The organism is Nostoc sp. PCC 7107, assembly GCF_000316625.1.
GTDB lineage: Bacteria > Cyanobacteriota > Cyanobacteriia > Cyanobacteriales > Nostocaceae > Nostoc_B.
On the sequence record NC_019676.1, the window covers coordinates 338,017 to 354,180 of the forward strand.

At 40.2% G+C, this 16,164-nt stretch carries 13 protein-coding genes; 5 read left to right on the plus strand and 8 right to left on the minus strand.

The features are described 5' to 3' along the window. Positions 1-209: 209 nt before the first annotated feature. Positions 210-650 carry a hypothetical protein gene (locus NOS7107_RS01505; RefSeq protein ID WP_015111222.1) on the minus strand — a complete coding sequence of 147 codons (441 nt, stop codon included), beginning with the start codon at positions 648-650 and terminating at the stop codon, positions 210-212. A gap of 120 nt (positions 651-770) precedes the next feature. Between NOS7107_RS01505 and NOS7107_RS01510 the strand changes: the two genes are divergently transcribed. Both NOS7107_RS01510 and NOS7107_RS01515 read left to right on the plus strand, forming a co-directional pair. Beyond that, positions 771-2,615, plus strand: a complete 1,845-nt coding sequence (locus NOS7107_RS01510; RefSeq protein ID WP_015111223.1) for a S8 family peptidase — start codon at positions 771-773, stop codon at positions 2,613-2,615. Between the two features lie 93 nt (positions 2,616-2,708). Continuing rightward, positions 2,709-2,942: a hypothetical protein gene (locus tag NOS7107_RS01515; protein ID WP_044500430.1), complete on the plus strand. Its 234-nt coding sequence runs from the start codon at positions 2,709-2,711 to the stop codon at positions 2,940-2,942. On the opposite strand, the gene NOS7107_RS01520 is transcribed toward NOS7107_RS01515, so the two are convergent. After that, positions 2,929-3,252: a hypothetical protein gene (locus NOS7107_RS01520; protein WP_015111225.1), complete on the minus strand. Its 324-nt coding sequence runs from the start codon at positions 3,250-3,252 to the stop codon at positions 2,929-2,931. The two genes, NOS7107_RS01515 and NOS7107_RS01520, sit on opposite strands and share 14 nt — an antisense overlap. A 1,612-nt stretch (positions 3,253-4,864) precedes the next feature. Between NOS7107_RS01520 and moaA the strand changes: the two genes are divergently transcribed. Further along, positions 4,865-5,851: a GTP 3',8-cyclase MoaA gene (gene moaA, locus NOS7107_RS01525; RefSeq protein ID WP_015111226.1), complete on the plus strand. Its 987-nt coding sequence runs from the start codon at positions 4,865-4,867 to the stop codon at positions 5,849-5,851. A gap of 102 nt (positions 5,852-5,953) precedes the next feature. Here the strand turns inward: moaA and rpsD are convergent, their stop codons facing one another. Further along, entirely contained in the window at positions 5,954-6,562 is a 609-nt protein-coding gene (rpsD, locus tag NOS7107_RS01530; protein ID WP_015111227.1) for a 30S ribosomal protein S4, read from the minus strand. A gap of 206 nt (positions 6,563-6,768) precedes the next feature. On the opposite strand from rpsD, the gene NOS7107_RS01535 reads away from it, so the two are divergent. Further along, on the plus strand, positions 6,769-7,341 hold the full coding sequence (locus NOS7107_RS01535; protein ID WP_044500434.1) for a hypothetical protein: 573 nt from the start codon (positions 6,769-6,771) through the stop codon (positions 7,339-7,341). A 292-nt stretch (positions 7,342-7,633) separates the two neighbouring features. Beyond that, positions 7,634-7,780, plus strand: coding sequence for a hypothetical protein (locus NOS7107_RS28385; RefSeq protein WP_015111229.1), 147 nt, complete (start codon positions 7,634-7,636; stop codon positions 7,778-7,780). On the opposite strand, the gene hetR is transcribed toward NOS7107_RS28385, so the two are convergent. From hetR to NOS7107_RS01560, 5 genes are all read right to left on the minus strand, one after another. Beyond that, positions 7,777-8,676: a heterocyst differentiation master regulator HetR gene (hetR, locus tag NOS7107_RS01540; protein ID WP_015111230.1), complete on the minus strand. Its 900-nt coding sequence runs from the start codon at positions 8,674-8,676 to the stop codon at positions 7,777-7,779. The two genes, NOS7107_RS28385 and hetR, sit on opposite strands and share 4 nt — an antisense overlap. Positions 8,677-9,956: 1,280 nt before the next feature. Then, positions 9,957-12,170: an EamA family transporter gene (locus tag NOS7107_RS01545; protein ID WP_015111231.1), complete on the minus strand. Its 2,214-nt coding sequence runs from the start codon at positions 12,168-12,170 to the stop codon at positions 9,957-9,959. 615 nt (positions 12,171-12,785) lie between these two features. After that, a complete protein-coding gene (locus NOS7107_RS01550; protein ID WP_015111232.1) occupies positions 12,786-14,072 on the minus strand; it encodes an inorganic phosphate transporter in 1,287 nt (428 codons plus the stop codon). Between the two features lie 147 nt (positions 14,073-14,219). Beyond that, positions 14,220-15,266: a zinc-dependent dehydrogenase gene (locus NOS7107_RS01555; RefSeq protein ID WP_015111233.1), complete on the minus strand. Its 1,047-nt coding sequence runs from the start codon at positions 15,264-15,266 to the stop codon at positions 14,220-14,222. Positions 15,267-15,324: 58 nt separating this feature from the next. Further along, positions 15,325-16,164, minus strand: a complete 840-nt coding sequence (locus NOS7107_RS01560) for a PIN domain-containing protein (protein ID WP_015111234.1) — start codon at positions 16,162-16,164, stop codon at positions 15,325-15,327.

Below are 16,164 nucleotides of genomic sequence, written 5' to 3' on the forward strand. Positions count from 1 at the left end.
AAAAATTTATTGATTTTTAACGTCTAATACTTACTACAGTTAGTGGAGATAAAATTTCTGAATTTTTGATAAAAAATAAATTAATTTATCTAAGATTTTTTTGGATAAATTCCTAGAAAATTAGATTCCCTATTTCTTAAATAATTAGGGAATCTAATGTTTCTTAACTCCTAAATATACCTAGCAATTTCCTACAATTTTGGACTGTTTTATGACAGAGTTTGTTCCTCTAGTAAATTTTGTAATGCGCCTTGTAAATATTCAGCCCATTTCACAGCTAAAGGGATTTCTGTAAAGGGTATATGTATAGAAGAATTAGCGGATTCAGCAATAATAAATTCTAACTCAATAGCACGACCTTTTGTTGGATGTGCTGCTATATTTACAATTTTGCCATCTACCAAAAGATGAATTTTTTTGACATCAAGCAAAGAAAAAGTTTCTAAATTAATTATTCCTTTTGGTGTGGGTTTACCCCAAGTAAGATTGTTGTCTTTTTGACCTAATACAGCATAAATATCATATTTGGCACGTTCAAATTGTCCTGCCCAAATCTTATAAGCCTCGACTTTTTGATATTCTTTTGAGCCTTGCCAAGCCAACCAAAAAAACGCTATCAACAAAGGCAACCATAAAAGACCACGTTCCATCGTTTAAACAATCCTGAGTCGTAAGTGAAAGTTTAACTAACTAAAGTGACAATTACACCAATGAGCGATGCAGATAAGTTATGTTAGTGAGCAAACTGGCAAAAGCGGTGACGATTTAATATGAGAAGGCTATTATTATTGTGCCTGTTTATTATTGGGCTAGGCGCTGCTGTTTTTGGATTTTTAAATTTTCAGGGACTAGCAGCAAAAGGTGATTTTGAAACGATTGTGCTTGATTTTCGGGAAGATATTGCCAAAGATGAAATAAACCGAGATTTGCAAGCGATCGCTCAACAATACAACCTTACACCCCAATTAGACAATAAATTTTCTGCACAAGACAATGTGTATATTATCAGAGGCGATCGCCAAAGGCTCAAAGAACTGAAAAAATCTCAGTTTGCCAAAGCCACAGAATTTATAGAGCCAAATTACATCTATAGAATTCCTCCAGAACCTCAAACCACCGTTCTTGGAGAACTAACACCACCCCAAAATAACGCGGACAAACCTTCATTAACTGGCCCCAACGACCAATATTACAGCAAGCAGTGGAACCTTCACAAAATCGGCATTGAAGGCGCGTGGGCGGAAACTAAAGGTAGCGGTATCACCGTTGCTGTGATTGATACTGGCATTACCCAAGTCCGCGACTTAAAAGAGACAAAATTTGTCAAAGGCTACGATTTTGTTAACGACAGAGAACAAGCCACAGACGACAACGGACACGGTACACACGTTGCTGGTACAGTCGCCCAAGCCACCAATAATCAATATGGTGTAGCTGGAGTTGCTTACGAAGCCAGTCTTATGCCCCTAAAAGTCTTAAATGATTATGGTGGCGGTACAGTTGCCGATATTGCTGAAGCAATTAAATTTGCGGCTGACAAAGGCGCAGATGTAATTAATATGAGTTTAGGCGGTGGCGGTGAAAGCCAGTTGATGAAAGATGCCATTGATTACGCCTACAGAAAAGGTGTAGTTATCATAGCCGCCGCGGGGAATGAAAGTGCCAATGGCGCAAGCTATCCAGCCCGTTATCCTCATGTTGTCGGCGTTTCCTCTTTCGGCCCAGATGGTGAAAAAGCAGACTACTCTAACTTTGGTGCTGGTGTAGATATCTCGGCTCCTGGTGGAAGTGAAACTGGTAAAATTTTGCAAGAAACCATCAACGAAAATGGCGAAGGCGTATTTTTGGGACTCCAAGGTACAAGTATGGCTTCCCCTCACGTTGCAGGTGTGGCCGCTTTAATTAAAGCTAAAGGCATTGAAAATCCAGATGAGATTTTAAAAGTCCTCAAACAGTCAGCCAGAGTCATTCAAGATGATGGTTTAAACTATTATGGCGCTGGACAACTAAACGCCGAAGCCGCAGTTAAACTAGCAGCCCAAGGACAAATAAGTTTCCCAGATTTCTTTCGGTGGTTGCGAGATAACGGTTATATTAACCCCGGCTTTTGGATAGATGGCGGTGTAGTTGCACTGTTACCGAAGATTTTAATGGTCGTCGGTTCTTATCTGCTGGCTTGGTTTTTACGAGTTTACTTCCCCTTCACCTGGAGTTGGGCTTTATTTAGTGGCTTAACTTTTGGCAGTTCTGGGTTATTCTTCCTCAAAGGCATCTATATATTTGACTTACCTCAATGGCCTTTCCGTGTTTTAGGTAGTTCTTTACCTGAATTAGGTAATGCGCTACAAGGTACAGATGCTTTCAATCCTGTATTTGCTAGTGTCTTGATTCCGCTTGTTCTAGTTGTATTTCTGCTAGGACATCCTAGTTGGAAATGGTTTGCCATTGGTTCTACTTTAGGTGTAGCCGCTTGTTTGACAGTCAGCGCAATTTACGACCCAGCCGTTTGGGGCTTGGGTAGCGGTAACTTAGCAAGAATATTTCTCATTGTTAATGCCCTACTCTGCTACGGACTAGCTCGTTTGGCAGTTAACAACGATAAACAAGTCGCATAAAATATCAGGGAATAGTGAGTAGTGACTAGTCACTACTCACACTCAGCACGGGCTAAACGCCCCGCTACCGCTAACAGTACTCAGCACTTAATTATGAGCATTACAGTTACAGGCACTATTGAACGTCGTGAGATTGGTATGGGCGCTTGGGCATTAGTTACCGATGAGGGTGTAACTTACGAAATTCTCAAAGGCGCTGATAAAAGCTTACTCAAAGCTGGGCAGCAAGCCAAAGTTAAAGGACAGGTGCGTGAAGATATCATGACGATCGCCATGATTGGCCCAGTTTTAGAAGTAAAATCTTTTGAAGTAATTAATTCTGACTAGCCGCAGGATTTACAACTGCTTGCAGACGACTTCTAAATTCTCCTTTGGGATGTCCGCCTTTAACCTCACCAATAATCTGAAATTCGCCTTCGGAAGAATCACAAATAATATAAGTAGGCCATCCCATTTCTGATTTATCAGGATACTGGGTGAGCAAAATTTTTCGATATTTGCGATAAGTAGCTGTGTCTTGCATTTTCACATCAATAAACTGCAAACCCAGTTCTTCTGCTACTTTTTGATCATAGAAAGCCATTTTATGACAAATGCCGCACTCTTCAGATGAAAATTTAATTACAGCTAAACTCATTATGATTTTGCACCTCCCTGGAAACCGGGAAAAAATAATATCATAGTTTTAATAAAAAATCATCTTACTCATGGATGATCAAGATGAAATAATACAGCTAATGAGAATTTAAGTAAAAATTTATCTAAAAAAATATTTTCCCGGCAATATATAGTTGCTAGGAAATGCTGTTGACTAGACCAGTGACTTTAGCCAAAACCCAAGCTATGACCCTATTACAGATATGGAAATCACGCCTAAAAAATTAATTTTTAGCAATCTGTAATCTGGCTTTGACAAATCAGTAGAGATCTGACTATAAACTATGATAAGATGTACAAACTTACGATTCTCATCCAGGGTAGCTTCTGCAAAGCAACTGAGCGATCGCAAAAAAATTTCAACAATCCATCTGCTATTTGTAAATAGTAGAAGGTTAATAAGTGAGTTTAATGTTATAACCACAAAGGGTGTTTGATAAACTCTATCGGTAGCATGATACCTGCGAAGATTTAGAGTTAAGTTAAGTCAATAAATGCTGACACTGATAGTCAAAAAATACTATTTGCACTAGTATATTGTCTGAAACTTACGCTAGAATATACGCCTAAGCAACTACCAACATTTCACAAAAATCTCCAAGAAAGTGTTAGCTAATTCAGGGAGTTAAGTATCAGGGTGCATCTACCAATTAATTGTTCCAAGGTCTAGCAAAGTCTTCCGGAACAATTGTTCTAAAGGATATAAGGTGCTTCAAAATCGCAAAACAGTTGTGTATCTACCAAACCAAAAAGTTAGTTATCTTAGTACAACTACCAATAATCTGTTTCTAGGATTGAGAAGTATGTTCCGGATAAAAATTCCAAAAGCTAATATGCTGTTAAAACAGCATAAAAAAATCTACCAGTTGTGGCCAGTGCATAGGGGAGTTAGTTATTAGGGCGCGTCGATTAATAATTTATTTATTCGAGAAGTTATCAATATCTTCCGAATAAATTTTAAAAAATCATGGTTGCTATTTACCAAACATAAAAAAATCTCCCAGTGGTTGCAGATAACTAGGAGATTTATTTATCAGGGTGCATTTATAACAATTATTATGTTCGAGTTTCAATTAGCATCTTCCAAATATAATCTATGAATAACTAGCATTACTTCTGCTGAAGTTTTGCTAGAAAAAAATCCCCCAGCCAGTGTTAGCCAGCTAGGGAAGAAGTTATCAGGGTGCATCTACCAATTAATTGTTCTGCTATCAAAGTGCATCTCCCGGAAAAATTTGCAGCGAAAAGCTTTCATCTACCAAAAAAAATCCCCCAGCCAGTGTTAGCCAGCTAGGGAGAAAGTTATCTGTTAAGTTAAATATACTCAAAACTAAAGGCGCAAAGCTTTGCGCCTTTATTTATTTACTACACTTTATCTATCGGGAACGGTTATGTATTTTTGGATAAATATCTTGCACCAGCTGCTTGATTGCAATTAAAGTCAGGTGGGTAATACGGAAACCTCCATCAAACCCTAACTTTTATTTTGTGAACATTGCCCACTTTATGCTGATTGAGAATGTTACAAGATATCAGGTGAGCAATGTTGCTTACCCTCTAGCGGAAAATACAATAGAAATAAATTCTTTAAAATGAACCAGGTAGACTATCTCCGCATTAGTTTAATCGATCGCTGTAATTTTCGCTGTCAATACTGTATGCCGGAGGGTGCAGAACTAGAATATGCCCTCAAACAACAGCTTCTCACTGACGCAGAACTACTGACTCTGATTCAAGAGGTGTTTATCCCTGTTGGTTTTACGCAGTTTCGCTTAACTGGGGGAGAGCCTCTACTGCGTCCTGGTGTAGTAGAGTTGGTAAAAGCGATCGCATCATTACCCAAAACTCAAGACTTATCGATGACAACCAACGGCTTTTTACTTGCACCCATCGCCAAAAATCTCTATGATGCAGGTTTACGCCGAATTAATATCAGTCTAGATTCCCTTGATCCCGATATCTTTGATCAAATTATCGGCAATCACGGACGTTCTCGCTGGCAACAAGTCTGGGATGGTATTCAAGCTGCCTACAAGGTAGGTTTCAACCCGCTGAAGCTGAATGTAGTGGTGATCCCAGATGTAAATGACCACGAAGTTCTGGACTTAGCCGCCCTCACCATTGATAAAAATTGGCACGTCCGATTTATTGAGTTTATGCCTATCGGCAATTGGCAATTATTTGGCGATCGCGGTTGGGTATCTTCTGCTGATTTACGCCAACGCATCCGCCAGCAATGGGGTTTGACAGAATCACAAATACGTGGTAGCGGGCCTGCTGATGTTTTTCAAATTCCGGGAGCAAAGGGGACACTGGGATTTATTAGCCAGATGTCGGAATGTTTTTGCGATCGTTGTAACCGAATGCGTCTGAGCGCTGATGGCTGGTTACGTCCTTGCTTATTAAATGAAACTGGTCAATTAGACTTAAAAACTGCTCTACGCTCCAGTGTGAGCATTCATTACTTACGAGAGCAAGTCAGAGACTTATTGGCTATTAAGCCAGAAATTAACTTTAAAGGCCGCGACTCTGGTACAAGCGGCACATACAGCCGCACGATGTCGCAAATTGGTGGATAAAACCTTGTTGAGTAATGAGTTCTGAGATTTGAGGCTGTTTAACTACTCAGCACGGACTGAACGCCCCGCTACCGCTAACAGCACTCAGCACTCAGCACTTTCTTACGCTTGTCGTGAATAGTATTCCACAACCAGCAGTTCGTTAACTTGTAGAGCCACCCACTCGCGCTCAATGACACTGTTAACTTTACCAACCAGCTTGTTTTTGTCAAATTCCAAATGGCTGGGAAGATTAGCTAAACCGGGATATTGCAAGTTAGTTTCCACCAACTTCCGTGATTGTTCTTTATCTCTAACAGCAATTACCTCGCCGGGACGGCACTGGTAACTGGCAATATTTACTACACGACCGTTGACTGTGACATGGCAGTGATTTACCAGCTGACGCGCTGCTGGAATTGTGGGAGCCATCCCCAAGCGGAAAACGGTATTATCCAGGCGCATTTCTAGCAATTGCAACAGCACTTGTCCGGTAGAACCAGTTACACGTCTAGCTTTACGGACATAGCGAAGCAGTTGCTTTTCTGTGAGACCGTAATTCATACGGAGCTTTTGCTTTTCTTCTAGACGGATAGCATACTCAGAGCGCTTTTTGCGGTTCTGACCATGCTGACCCGGTGGATAGGCGCGTCTTGCGCTTTTACGAGTTAATCCTGGTAATTCGCCTAAGCGACGTACAATTCTGAGGCGTGGCCCTCTGTATCGGGACATGAGTTTCCTTAATCTAATCCTGTTTAAATTTTACCCAGACATACTATTATAAATATCTGTAAATGAAAAATGCCAAAAATCCGAAATTTAATCATCAAAAATTTATAAATAGAAGAATTCAACAGCCAAGTGTCAGAATCCTGAAGATCAATCAGAGTTATCGTACATTTGAGTTAGCAGAACTGATGGGTTTTTGAAAAATGGCAATGGAAACGCAAAAGGTTAGTAAAGCTAGAAAACCTCAAGGCAGGTATATTTCTGGGATGCTCAAGACTCAAACCATTCGTTGGGCTACACCAGTTTTGGCTGTAGCAGGACTGTGGACATCTAGCCTTCCCAGTACGGCTCTGACATTATTTTCTGATGACCACGATAGTTACCGTGTTTGTGCAGCACAACTTTTAAAAGCCGGTGTAGCACAACCAGCTGCGGCCCAAGGTTGTGCTACAGCAATACGTCCCAGAGATTTATCTGCTTGTGTGGCGACCATTAAACAGAGAACAAAGATTGACCCAACAGATGCGTTGGCTTACTGTACAAGGGCGCGTCGTCCCAAGGAATTAGCCAGTTGTGTTGTAGATGTTAGCCTCAATACGAAAGAAGAAATTAACCCAGCGGTTTTAAATTACTGTGGTCGCAGTTTACAGCCTGTCACTTTTGGTGATTGTGTTGTTGGTTTGCGTAAAGAAATTTCTCTAACACCAATGCAGGCATTAGATACTTGTATTGATGCTAGTGAAACAGCTAATGGACTTACGGTTTCACCGACATTGCCATAAATTTGAGCTTACAGAACTTAGGCACAAAGCTGAGTTGTTGAAATTGGGTACAAGAATTTAGGGTGTAAGAGTTTTGCTCATTTACACCCTAAATTTTTATACCTATTGATTGTTGCGTTTCACTACCTAAGTTTTAATATGACTTACTAATCTTTTCTTTGGTCAACCGACTATCGTGACTTGTTTCTTGACGACAGACGGTTGACTAAAAATAACCCTGTTTATTTATATAAAGCTCAAAAATACTAATCATCCGACTTTTAAAAGTGGATGGCAACGGAAGCATCCTGCTATGGAAGACAAAAAATTCACAATGTCTCTAATTTTGCAGCAGGAGCCTAACCGTCGTGATGATGATACATTTGATCTGAAATTTTCTGTTGCTGAGTTTGAGGATGCTTATTTGATTAGCCGGAAGTTTTCAGAGGAACTTCGTTAGTCTTCTTTTCTACCAAAAACCATCTGTAAAATCATAGGAATACCACCACTTTGGTGGTATTTATCTGCCCAAGCGCGGATAACTTCGTCAAGTTCCTCCATTGCTTGATCCCACTTTTCTGGGGGAATATCTAGTTCTTCTAAAGCACGCATGGAGTTTGGTCGTTTCTCTGCCCAGTTTCTCATCATCCGAAAATACCGCGCCGTATCTTCTAGCATGATATAGGTTCGTTCTTGATCGTCGGCTGGTGCATAGAAAGGACGAGTCAGTGCATAGAAGGGCATTCCCCAAGGCGAATCAATTCTAGTTACTGTACCTGAATAAAGCAGCCGACGCTTGATGTGTTCTGCCAAGGCTTCACTCAAGGGCATTTGATGCTCAGGTGGGAGAACTTCTTGCGATCGCTTGTGCAGAAATTCAATCAGTTCCAAAAATTCAAAAGAGCTAACTAGTTGTGCGTCTGGCAAGTTACTGGGTAGTTTCTGCTCAATTTGTCTTTTTTCTTCGCTGGTCAAACTAGTTCCCGGAACGCGGGATCGCCCTGGTTGCCAAGGGTATTTCTCCATCCAAACGTAAGGCAGTTGAATTAAGTAGCGAGGTTCTTGAGAACCCAGCATCTTCAGCAGCTTGCCTTCCGTCAAAGCTTGTCTGACTTCTTCAACAATAATTTTGACTCGCTTTGGTTCCAGGTGGTGCAAATGACCCGTCATTCTGAGGTTTTGTCCCTGTTCGAGATAGGTCATATAAATTGCACACTTAGCGGCCGTGGCTGCTGCATCTAAGAATGCTCCATGCCTGTGTCCACTCGTACGCATGGCACTAAAAGCCAGATAAAGCATGATCTGATCCATCGCACTAGGGCCAAGACGTTTGATCAGATCTATGTCGTTACTCATATTACAGACAGTTAAATAGCACGTTTACAGATTTATAGTCAGAGGAAAGTAAGTAGTATACACCCAACTTGAGGCGATGTCGTTACTTTAGACTTTTTAGGATGCTGTGACTCTGAGGTTACTAGTAGTCGAAACTGCCAATGGCTCCGAATTATATAGCGAATTACTATTAAACAGAAGCTGATTTATTTGGCTATTGTTATCTTTTCCTGACAGACTCTGAAAATAACCATTTATTTTCTCTACTTGTCATCCCCATTACAAAAGCATCTATTTCCCCGCTTTAATCTATAAAGATTGTCTTCAGGTTCAAGACTTTTGCATCCTTTACTAGTGACAACAGGAAAAAAATGCTTCCTAATTGTGGTAACAAACCTTATTGCTGAAATAGCAGTAACTAGCTGATGGATTTTATGGTAAGCACCTTTCCCAAGAATGACTAATTTCTTCGGGTTTGTAGAGAACTTCAGTTACCTGTTGATTTCCTGTTTGTGAGGAGTAATCTCAGAGTCAATCGCCTACTGAACTTGCAACAAATTCCAGGTTGAGTAGATAACTAGTAGACTACCATAGATACTCACATCTTTCGGCAACTTTTTGGCATCTTTTGGTGGTTAGTACATGGGAAAATTAAATTCCTCAAATCAGGTAGATAATTCCTAGTCCTAAATACTTTTTATTGCCTTCAATTATGATATTCTATTCTGTCAGCTTTTTTATCAAGTTTGTGTAAATTAACCCAATCTTAATATTAAATTGATATTGAATTTATCCTAATTTAGATACTAGCAATTATTAAGGATTCCTGATATTTCAATGAATATGAGAAAGTTATTTTTAATCATTTATGATTTAACAATTTAATTGATACTTTGACTACAAAACTGAGTATTTCAGAGTGTGTCAAGAACGGAGACAGTCTAAATATTCATAGCAGTTTAATGACGATTTACTGATAGAAATTGAACTTTTGACAATTGTTTTGTACTAAATATTTGGGTGTTAAACTCTTATGAAGTCAGCGAAAATAATTTTGTGCTTTGTTATTTATGAAATATACGTTTATCTGGTGTCGAAATGCAATTACCAGATTTAAGAATATTTTTTGCTAAAATTGTTGTTATGTTGCTAAGATAATTGTGGTATTGGGAAGGCTTATACAGAATTATTAAAACAAAATAAAGAATTGAAAAGTTAAAAATCAAAGTTGAAATGATGGTCTATTTGTTTAACATTCGATTTTTAACTTTCCTGGCTGTTAAATGCCTACTTTTTGTCATTTAAGTTTCAGCACTAGAAGATTTAACTTGATGCCGCATTTTCTCGAAACTGAAAGCGGCAGCACCAAAAGTGACAAATAAAACGCCTAAAATCTGAATAATTTCTAAAGTTTCTTGAATCAACAAACCTGCAAAAACTACGGTTAAGATGGGTACACCTGCGCCAATGATGGCCGATCGCAATGCTCCTAATTGGCGAATACCAACATTGTTAAGAACGTAGCTTAAAAGTGTCAGCACCCCCAAAATAAAAGCACTTAAAATAATCTCTAGTAACTTAGAACCATCAATGTCCAGGCTCAAAGTGCTTGGTAGGGGTAACATTAAACCGATAAAGCTCAAAACAAACATGGTAGTGAAACTAATTAAAGTAAAAGACACAGGATGCAGTTTCGCGGCACAGATCCGGGTCAAAATTACATAACAAGCAAAAGCGACACCACCAAAAATGGCAGCAGTGCTACCAACAGAAAAATCGCTGATCCCCGCAGTCGCAGCGCCGCCTAACACTAATAATTCACCCAAGAAAATTGCCCCAATTGCCGCAGCGCGTACTCCAGTGGGTTTATCGCGGAATAACAACCAAGACAGTAAACCGCTAACACTGGGATAGATAAAGAAAAGTGCGATCGCCATACCTGTCGTTACTTGACCTATAGCCATGTAAATTAGCACCTGAGATAAAAACAAAAAGCAACCACTAGCAATTGATAGTTGCAAAACTCTCTGTGCTTTGACTTTCGCTGCTGAAGGTTTACCTTGAAATGATTCCATCAAGTTTTTGATATCTTGCCAAACCTGGGGGTGCATCATTGGCGCTAACAGCAACGTTAATGGAACTACGATTGCCAAGCGCAGCAACAAAATTAAGAAAATATTTCCCAAAGTGGGTAATAACAAACGTTCTACAGCCAGACTACCAACCACCGCAGAATTTTGGTGGAACATCATTTTCACAGCTACGTTATACAGTGAAGACACGACTGTAGACAACACAACCAGCAAAAACCCAATTTGCACTGGGGATAAACTTTGAGATTTTCCTAACCTTCTTGGTTTAGGTTCTGGTGCAGCAGGTGGAGATATTGTTTCACCTTCAACTAAATCTGGGTTAATAACGGAAACTGGCTCACTAGCTTTACTTGATGAAAATTTTATTTGTGTTTCTGGTAAATCAGGACGCAGTGCAGAATTTTGTTCACTCGCCTTAACGTTACTGGGTGAAAAGAAAGTTTCACTTTCCGCGATATTTTTGCTCGGTAAAACAATTGGCTCAGGTGGTTTTTCCTTGGGTGGAAAGTCTTTGGGAGCGATGGAAATTGGCTGGGTGGGACTTTCTTGAGTTGGTGGAATAATAACTGCTGAGGATGTTACTGGTACAGAAGATGTAGTCTGGTTGTCATCCGATTTGTTGGTGACTTCTGATAAAAGTGGATAAATTATCCCAGAACTCGCTGATGATGGCTCATCTGGTTGTAAAACCGTGGGTGAAGATACTTTTAAAGAAGTATTAGGCGATCGCTCACTTGATTGTAAAACTGTTGGTGGCGATTGTTTTACAGAACTACCCGATGGTGGCTCATCTGGTGGTTGTAAAACCGTTGGCGGTGATGGTTTGGTTACTTGGGTCGTTTCTTGAATAACTTTGGTTAATTCCCCTCGCAGGTGATTAACTAATTCCTCAACAATGACTTCGCCTTGCTCCTGCTGGCTTTGCATCCGAGACAATTGCCCAGAAAGATTACCTTGATAATTTTTTAGTTCCTGTTGCAGCGAGTTAAAAGTAATGGTGAGAGTATCATCCAAAGTGCCTAACATTTGTTTAATCTGCTCATTACTTTCAGCTGATTTGAGTACTGCTTGTTCATCAGCGCCACTCATTTTCAGTTCACTAGCTAAATTCTTGAGCGATGATTGCAACTGCGAAGAAATATGTTTGGCTAAAACTTCTGCCAACTGCCGAATTAACACTTGCTGTTCAGTAATTTGTCGCACTTGCTGTAAGTGTTCTTTTTCCTCTAACAGCTTTTGAATGTCATCATACAGCCGTTCTTTATCTGCTTGTAACCGTTTTATTTCTTCTTGCAATGACCTCAGCACGTTCTGTTGGAGATTTTCTAAATCCTCCACAACAGCCCAAAGTGCTGTTTCGGCTGATCTCGATAGTTCGCCTCTAACTCGCGGGTTGTCTGGCCGTTTCTCAATTCGCCCCATTAGCTTCTAACCTCTAACACCTTGAAGATAAAGCTGTTTCCCGTAAATTTGCTTGGCGCTCATACTAATTTTCAGTATTTTGTCAGATAGACCAAAAAATTTAACAAGATTTGCACGTATCAAAGTAATTTTGTCACGCTGAACACAGCTTGGCAAAGTATGTAGTTTTTGGCTTTACCGCTTCACATACTTTGTGCTGCGTATCAGCCGGAAAATCCAATCCTTTAAAAGTGAGATTTTGAGAGAGAAAATATGTCACTCAATATAAATACTTGTTATTTTGATAGCAACCGTAAGTTTTAAATACTTGTAAATAAATACCTAGTCATCCTTAAAAATGGACAATTTGTAAAAGTTAGATGTAAATTCGCCCAAAATGTAACTTTAGCGACAGTTTACATTTTTCCTATAGACTGATTTATTTGTTTGTGAATTCTCAAATATTATTTGCTCCTAGAAAATATTTTAGCTAATTCTGGTATTTCGAGGCAGTGGGCAATAGGAAGTCAGAATAATTTAAATATTCATTTGGCGATTTTTCTCCCAGTCTTTTTTAAGTTTGTTATTCATCAGCAAATTTCCCTAGTAAACACAAACACTTAGCTCTATTTCCAGTTAGTACCAAAAAAATCGAGCAATACTAAAGATACTTGCGCTCAGAACTGCACTTAATGGAACCGTAATTAACCATGCAGCTGCGATCGCTTGCAGAGTTTGGAGTTTAATTGAGTTCAAGCTTTGCACCATCCCAATCCCTACTACACCCCCAACAAGTGCGTGAGAGGTAGAAACAGGTAAACCTAACCGAGAAGCTAGGAGAATGGTAGTAGCGGTTGCAAGTTCTGCACAAAATCCACTACTGGGTTGCAAAGCAATGATGTTTTCGCCAATGGTAGCAATGACGTTTTTTCCCCAAATCGCTAAACCTGTAACAATCCCTGCGCCACCGACAACCAGAATCCACAAAGGAATATCAATACCATTTATCGGTACATTACCAGTTGTGTTGATATAAACGATCGCCGCTAAGGGTGCGATCGCATTTCCTACATCATTAGAACCATGTGCAAAAGCCACAAAGCAAGCACTCAGTAGCTGGAATCTACCGAATAATTTTTCGACGGGATTAGGGAGTATTGAATGCTGAGTCATGTATTCTTCCTCTGCACCCCTGCACCCCTGCATTTCCAGTTGTCGCCAACTAATTAAAGTCAGTCCGACTGCTGCTAATGCACCTGTGAATAAGGGAATATCGTAAGCAGGTAGATCAATACCAACTTTTTCGATCAAATAGTTAGTCAGAGGTTGCGTTAGCGAAGGTAGGACAATTACACCAAATACACCCACCAAAACCGCACTCAACCAAGGAATCCACTCTCTTAGCTGGGTGACTTGATTTGGTTGATCTAAAATCCAGCACTTGATTTGGCTGTAAAACAACGCAGCAATACTACCGCTAATTATTGGTGTGACAATCCAGCCGATGGTAATCATCCCAATTGATGACCAATCGATTGCACCTATACCCATTGCTACAGCACTAAATCCGGCGATCGCACCAACCACTGCATGAGACGATGACACAGGTAAACCTTTGGCAGTGGCAATTTGCAACCATACACCGCAAGATATTAATACTGTCACCATTCCCGTAACCAATAATTGAGGTGTAGCCGCAAATAAGCTAGGATTAGCAACTTTTGTGGCTAATGTTTCTGAAACTTCATGCCCAAACAAGACAGCGCCAGTAAACTCTAAAACTCCAGCAATGATGATTGCTTGTTTGAGAGTCACAGCTTTGGAACCAACAGATGTTCCCATTGCGTTGGCAACATCATTGGCACCAAGATTACAGGCAAAGTAAAAAGCTAGGATAGCAACTATAACTAATGTCATGGGCATGAATTGGGGTAGATGAATAGGAACTAGGAACAATTAGGCAATGTACGTGTTCATCATGAATATCTCTCCTCAGTTTGACTCCCATTGTGGGAGTCAATGACAAAATTAGCTATAAGTATTTTCTACGAGTTACCTTCTTTGCCCGGATCAAGGATAGATTAATATTTTGTATGTATCGGCAGAAGGGGCGATCGCTTGTTCTACGGCGGCTGGTAAATCTTTTAGCTGATAGCGATCGCTAATTAAGGCTGGTACGTCAATCCGCCGATTAAATACAATATCAGCCGATAACGCCTGAAGACGGTAGGAAGAACTGTAACTACCCATCAAATCAATTTCTCGGCGGTAAAGAATATTCGGATTGATAGGAATTTCTAATTCATCGGGAAACTCAGCGAAAAACAGTATTTTCCCCCCTTTACGGGTGCAGTCTAGTGCTTGAAAGAACGCTTTTTCACTAGGCACAGCCAGTAAGGTCACATCCACTCCTAGTCCATCGGTGAGGGCTTGAATTTTTGCAGTTAAATCGGGATCACGAGCATCAAAAGCTGCTTCTGCACCGACATTCAAGGCTTTTTCAATTCTAGAGGGTAGTAAATCAGTGGCGATCGCTTTTGCCCCAAAATACTTCACCAACATCACAAACATTAACCCAATGGGGCCTGCTCCTGTAACTAATACAGTTTGTCCAGGGGCAATTTGGGCTTTTTTCACCGCCTTGAGACAGCAATTAGTTGGTTCAACAAAACTCGCTTCTTCAAAACTAATATCATCGGGGATGGGAATTAATCCGCCATTCTGCACAATATGTCCTGGGACTTTCACATACTCCGCAAAACCCCCACCACTAGCGTTAAACCCAGCTGTGGTAGAGATATTTTTGTAGACATTGCACATCGAGAAATTTTCATTTAAACAGTAAGCGCAACGCATACATGGTATGTGGTGCATCACCGCTACCCGTTGTCCTACTTGCCAACCCCTGACTTCCGAACCTACTGCGGCTATTTTTCCCGCAGTTTCATGGCCAAATATGCGCGGTGGTTCATACAGTGGATAACGAATTTTTTTTATATCTGACTGACACAACCCTACTACTTGTACCTGCACTAGCACTTCATCTGCTTCTAGGGTGGGTACGGGGATTTCTTCGTAGGAAAGTTTATTTACGCCTCTAAATACCTGTGCTTTCACGTTGATTTTTTTTCATCGCTCAACGATCTTAGATGTAACATTAGCTGTCAACGTTGAGCTATAAACTTTCGGATTTTTGCTTTCCCGGTTTTGATATTTCTTGCTCTAAGCTTTGAGCAAAGATTTGGAATGCTTCAATATCAGCCGATGAGAGGTATCCACCAATCCCTCCATTCTCACATCTGAGAATTTCACCTCGGTTGTCTTTAGAAGTAATTGTTAAAATTTTTTGGTTACACCAAAGCCTATACCGTTTACCTTCTAAGCATCTACCACCCTCTTTTGCTGGTCTGCCTAGCTGATCTAAAGCTTTCTTGGCTATTTGCAAAATGCTATTGCCATACTCATAGCAGCGAATAGCTCTAGCAAAGTTCGGTACTTGATTATTTTTTTCTAGCTTGTTCAACAATTGGGCAACACTGACTGGTGGATTTTCTAAATCTTCAGATTGCTGCTGAATGACTTGAAACATTTTTTCTGGAAAATGTTCATCAAGGTAAACCAAAAAATCATCAGGATGCCAAGCTTCAATACCCCAAGGAGCTAGAGCCTCTACGGGAAAGTCTTTTAAGTTAGAAGTAACTATGACATCTGCGTTAGCAACTATAGCAGCTGCGACAACATGGCGATCGCCAGGATCATTTGTCATTGCCGCTACTAAATGCGATGGTAGAAGTACCATCGCTTCTGGAAAATTTTTCTTGAGTTCCTCCTGAAAACGTACTGCCTTAGCATCTGTCATTCTTCCTTTCTTTACAAGGTTGCGAGTGGCACCTTCTAAAATTTCTTGTGAAAAATAGATTTGGTAGATTTCTGCCTCAACAGCACGCAGTAAGGTATCACACAAAGGCATGGGGTAGATGACACAAGAATCCAAAACAACGGAGAGAGATTTCAT

Coding starts and splice junctions, on each gene's coding strand:
- NOS7107_RS01535 (WP_044500434.1), top strand. CDS start 6,769: ATGGAAACGCAAAAGGTTAGTAAAGCTAGAAAACCTCAAGGCAGGTAT.
- NOS7107_RS01550 (WP_015111232.1), bottom strand. CDS start 14,072: ATGCCCATGACATTAGTTATAGTTGCTATCCTAGCTTTTTACTTTGCC.
- moaA (WP_015111226.1), top strand. CDS start 4,865: ATGAACCAGGTAGACTATCTCCGCATTAGTTTAATCGATCGCTGTAAT.
- NOS7107_RS01520 (WP_015111225.1), bottom strand. CDS start 3,252: ATGAGTTTAGCTGTAATTAAATTTTCATCTGAAGAGTGCGGCATTTGT.
- NOS7107_RS01545 (WP_015111231.1), bottom strand. CDS start 12,170: ATGGGGCGAATTGAGAAACGGCCAGACAACCCGCGAGTTAGAGGCGAA.
- NOS7107_RS01510 (WP_015111223.1), top strand. CDS start 771: ATGAGAAGGCTATTATTATTGTGCCTGTTTATTATTGGGCTAGGCGCT.
- NOS7107_RS01560 (WP_015111234.1), bottom strand. CDS start 16,164: ATGAAATCTCTCTCCGTTGTTTTGGATTCTTGTGTCATCTACCCCATG.
- NOS7107_RS01515 (WP_044500430.1), top strand. CDS start 2,709: ATGAGCATTACAGTTACAGGCACTATTGAACGTCGTGAGATTGGTATG.
- hetR (WP_015111230.1), bottom strand. CDS start 8,676: ATGAGTAACGACATAGATCTGATCAAACGTCTTGGCCCTAGTGCGATG.
- NOS7107_RS01505 (WP_015111222.1), bottom strand. CDS start 650: ATGGAACGTGGTCTTTTATGGTTGCCTTTGTTGATAGCGTTTTTTTGG.
- NOS7107_RS28385 (WP_015111229.1), top strand. CDS start 7,634: ATGGAAGACAAAAAATTCACAATGTCTCTAATTTTGCAGCAGGAGCCT.
- rpsD (WP_015111227.1), bottom strand. CDS start 6,562: ATGTCCCGATACAGAGGGCCACGCCTCAGAATTGTACGTCGCTTAGGC.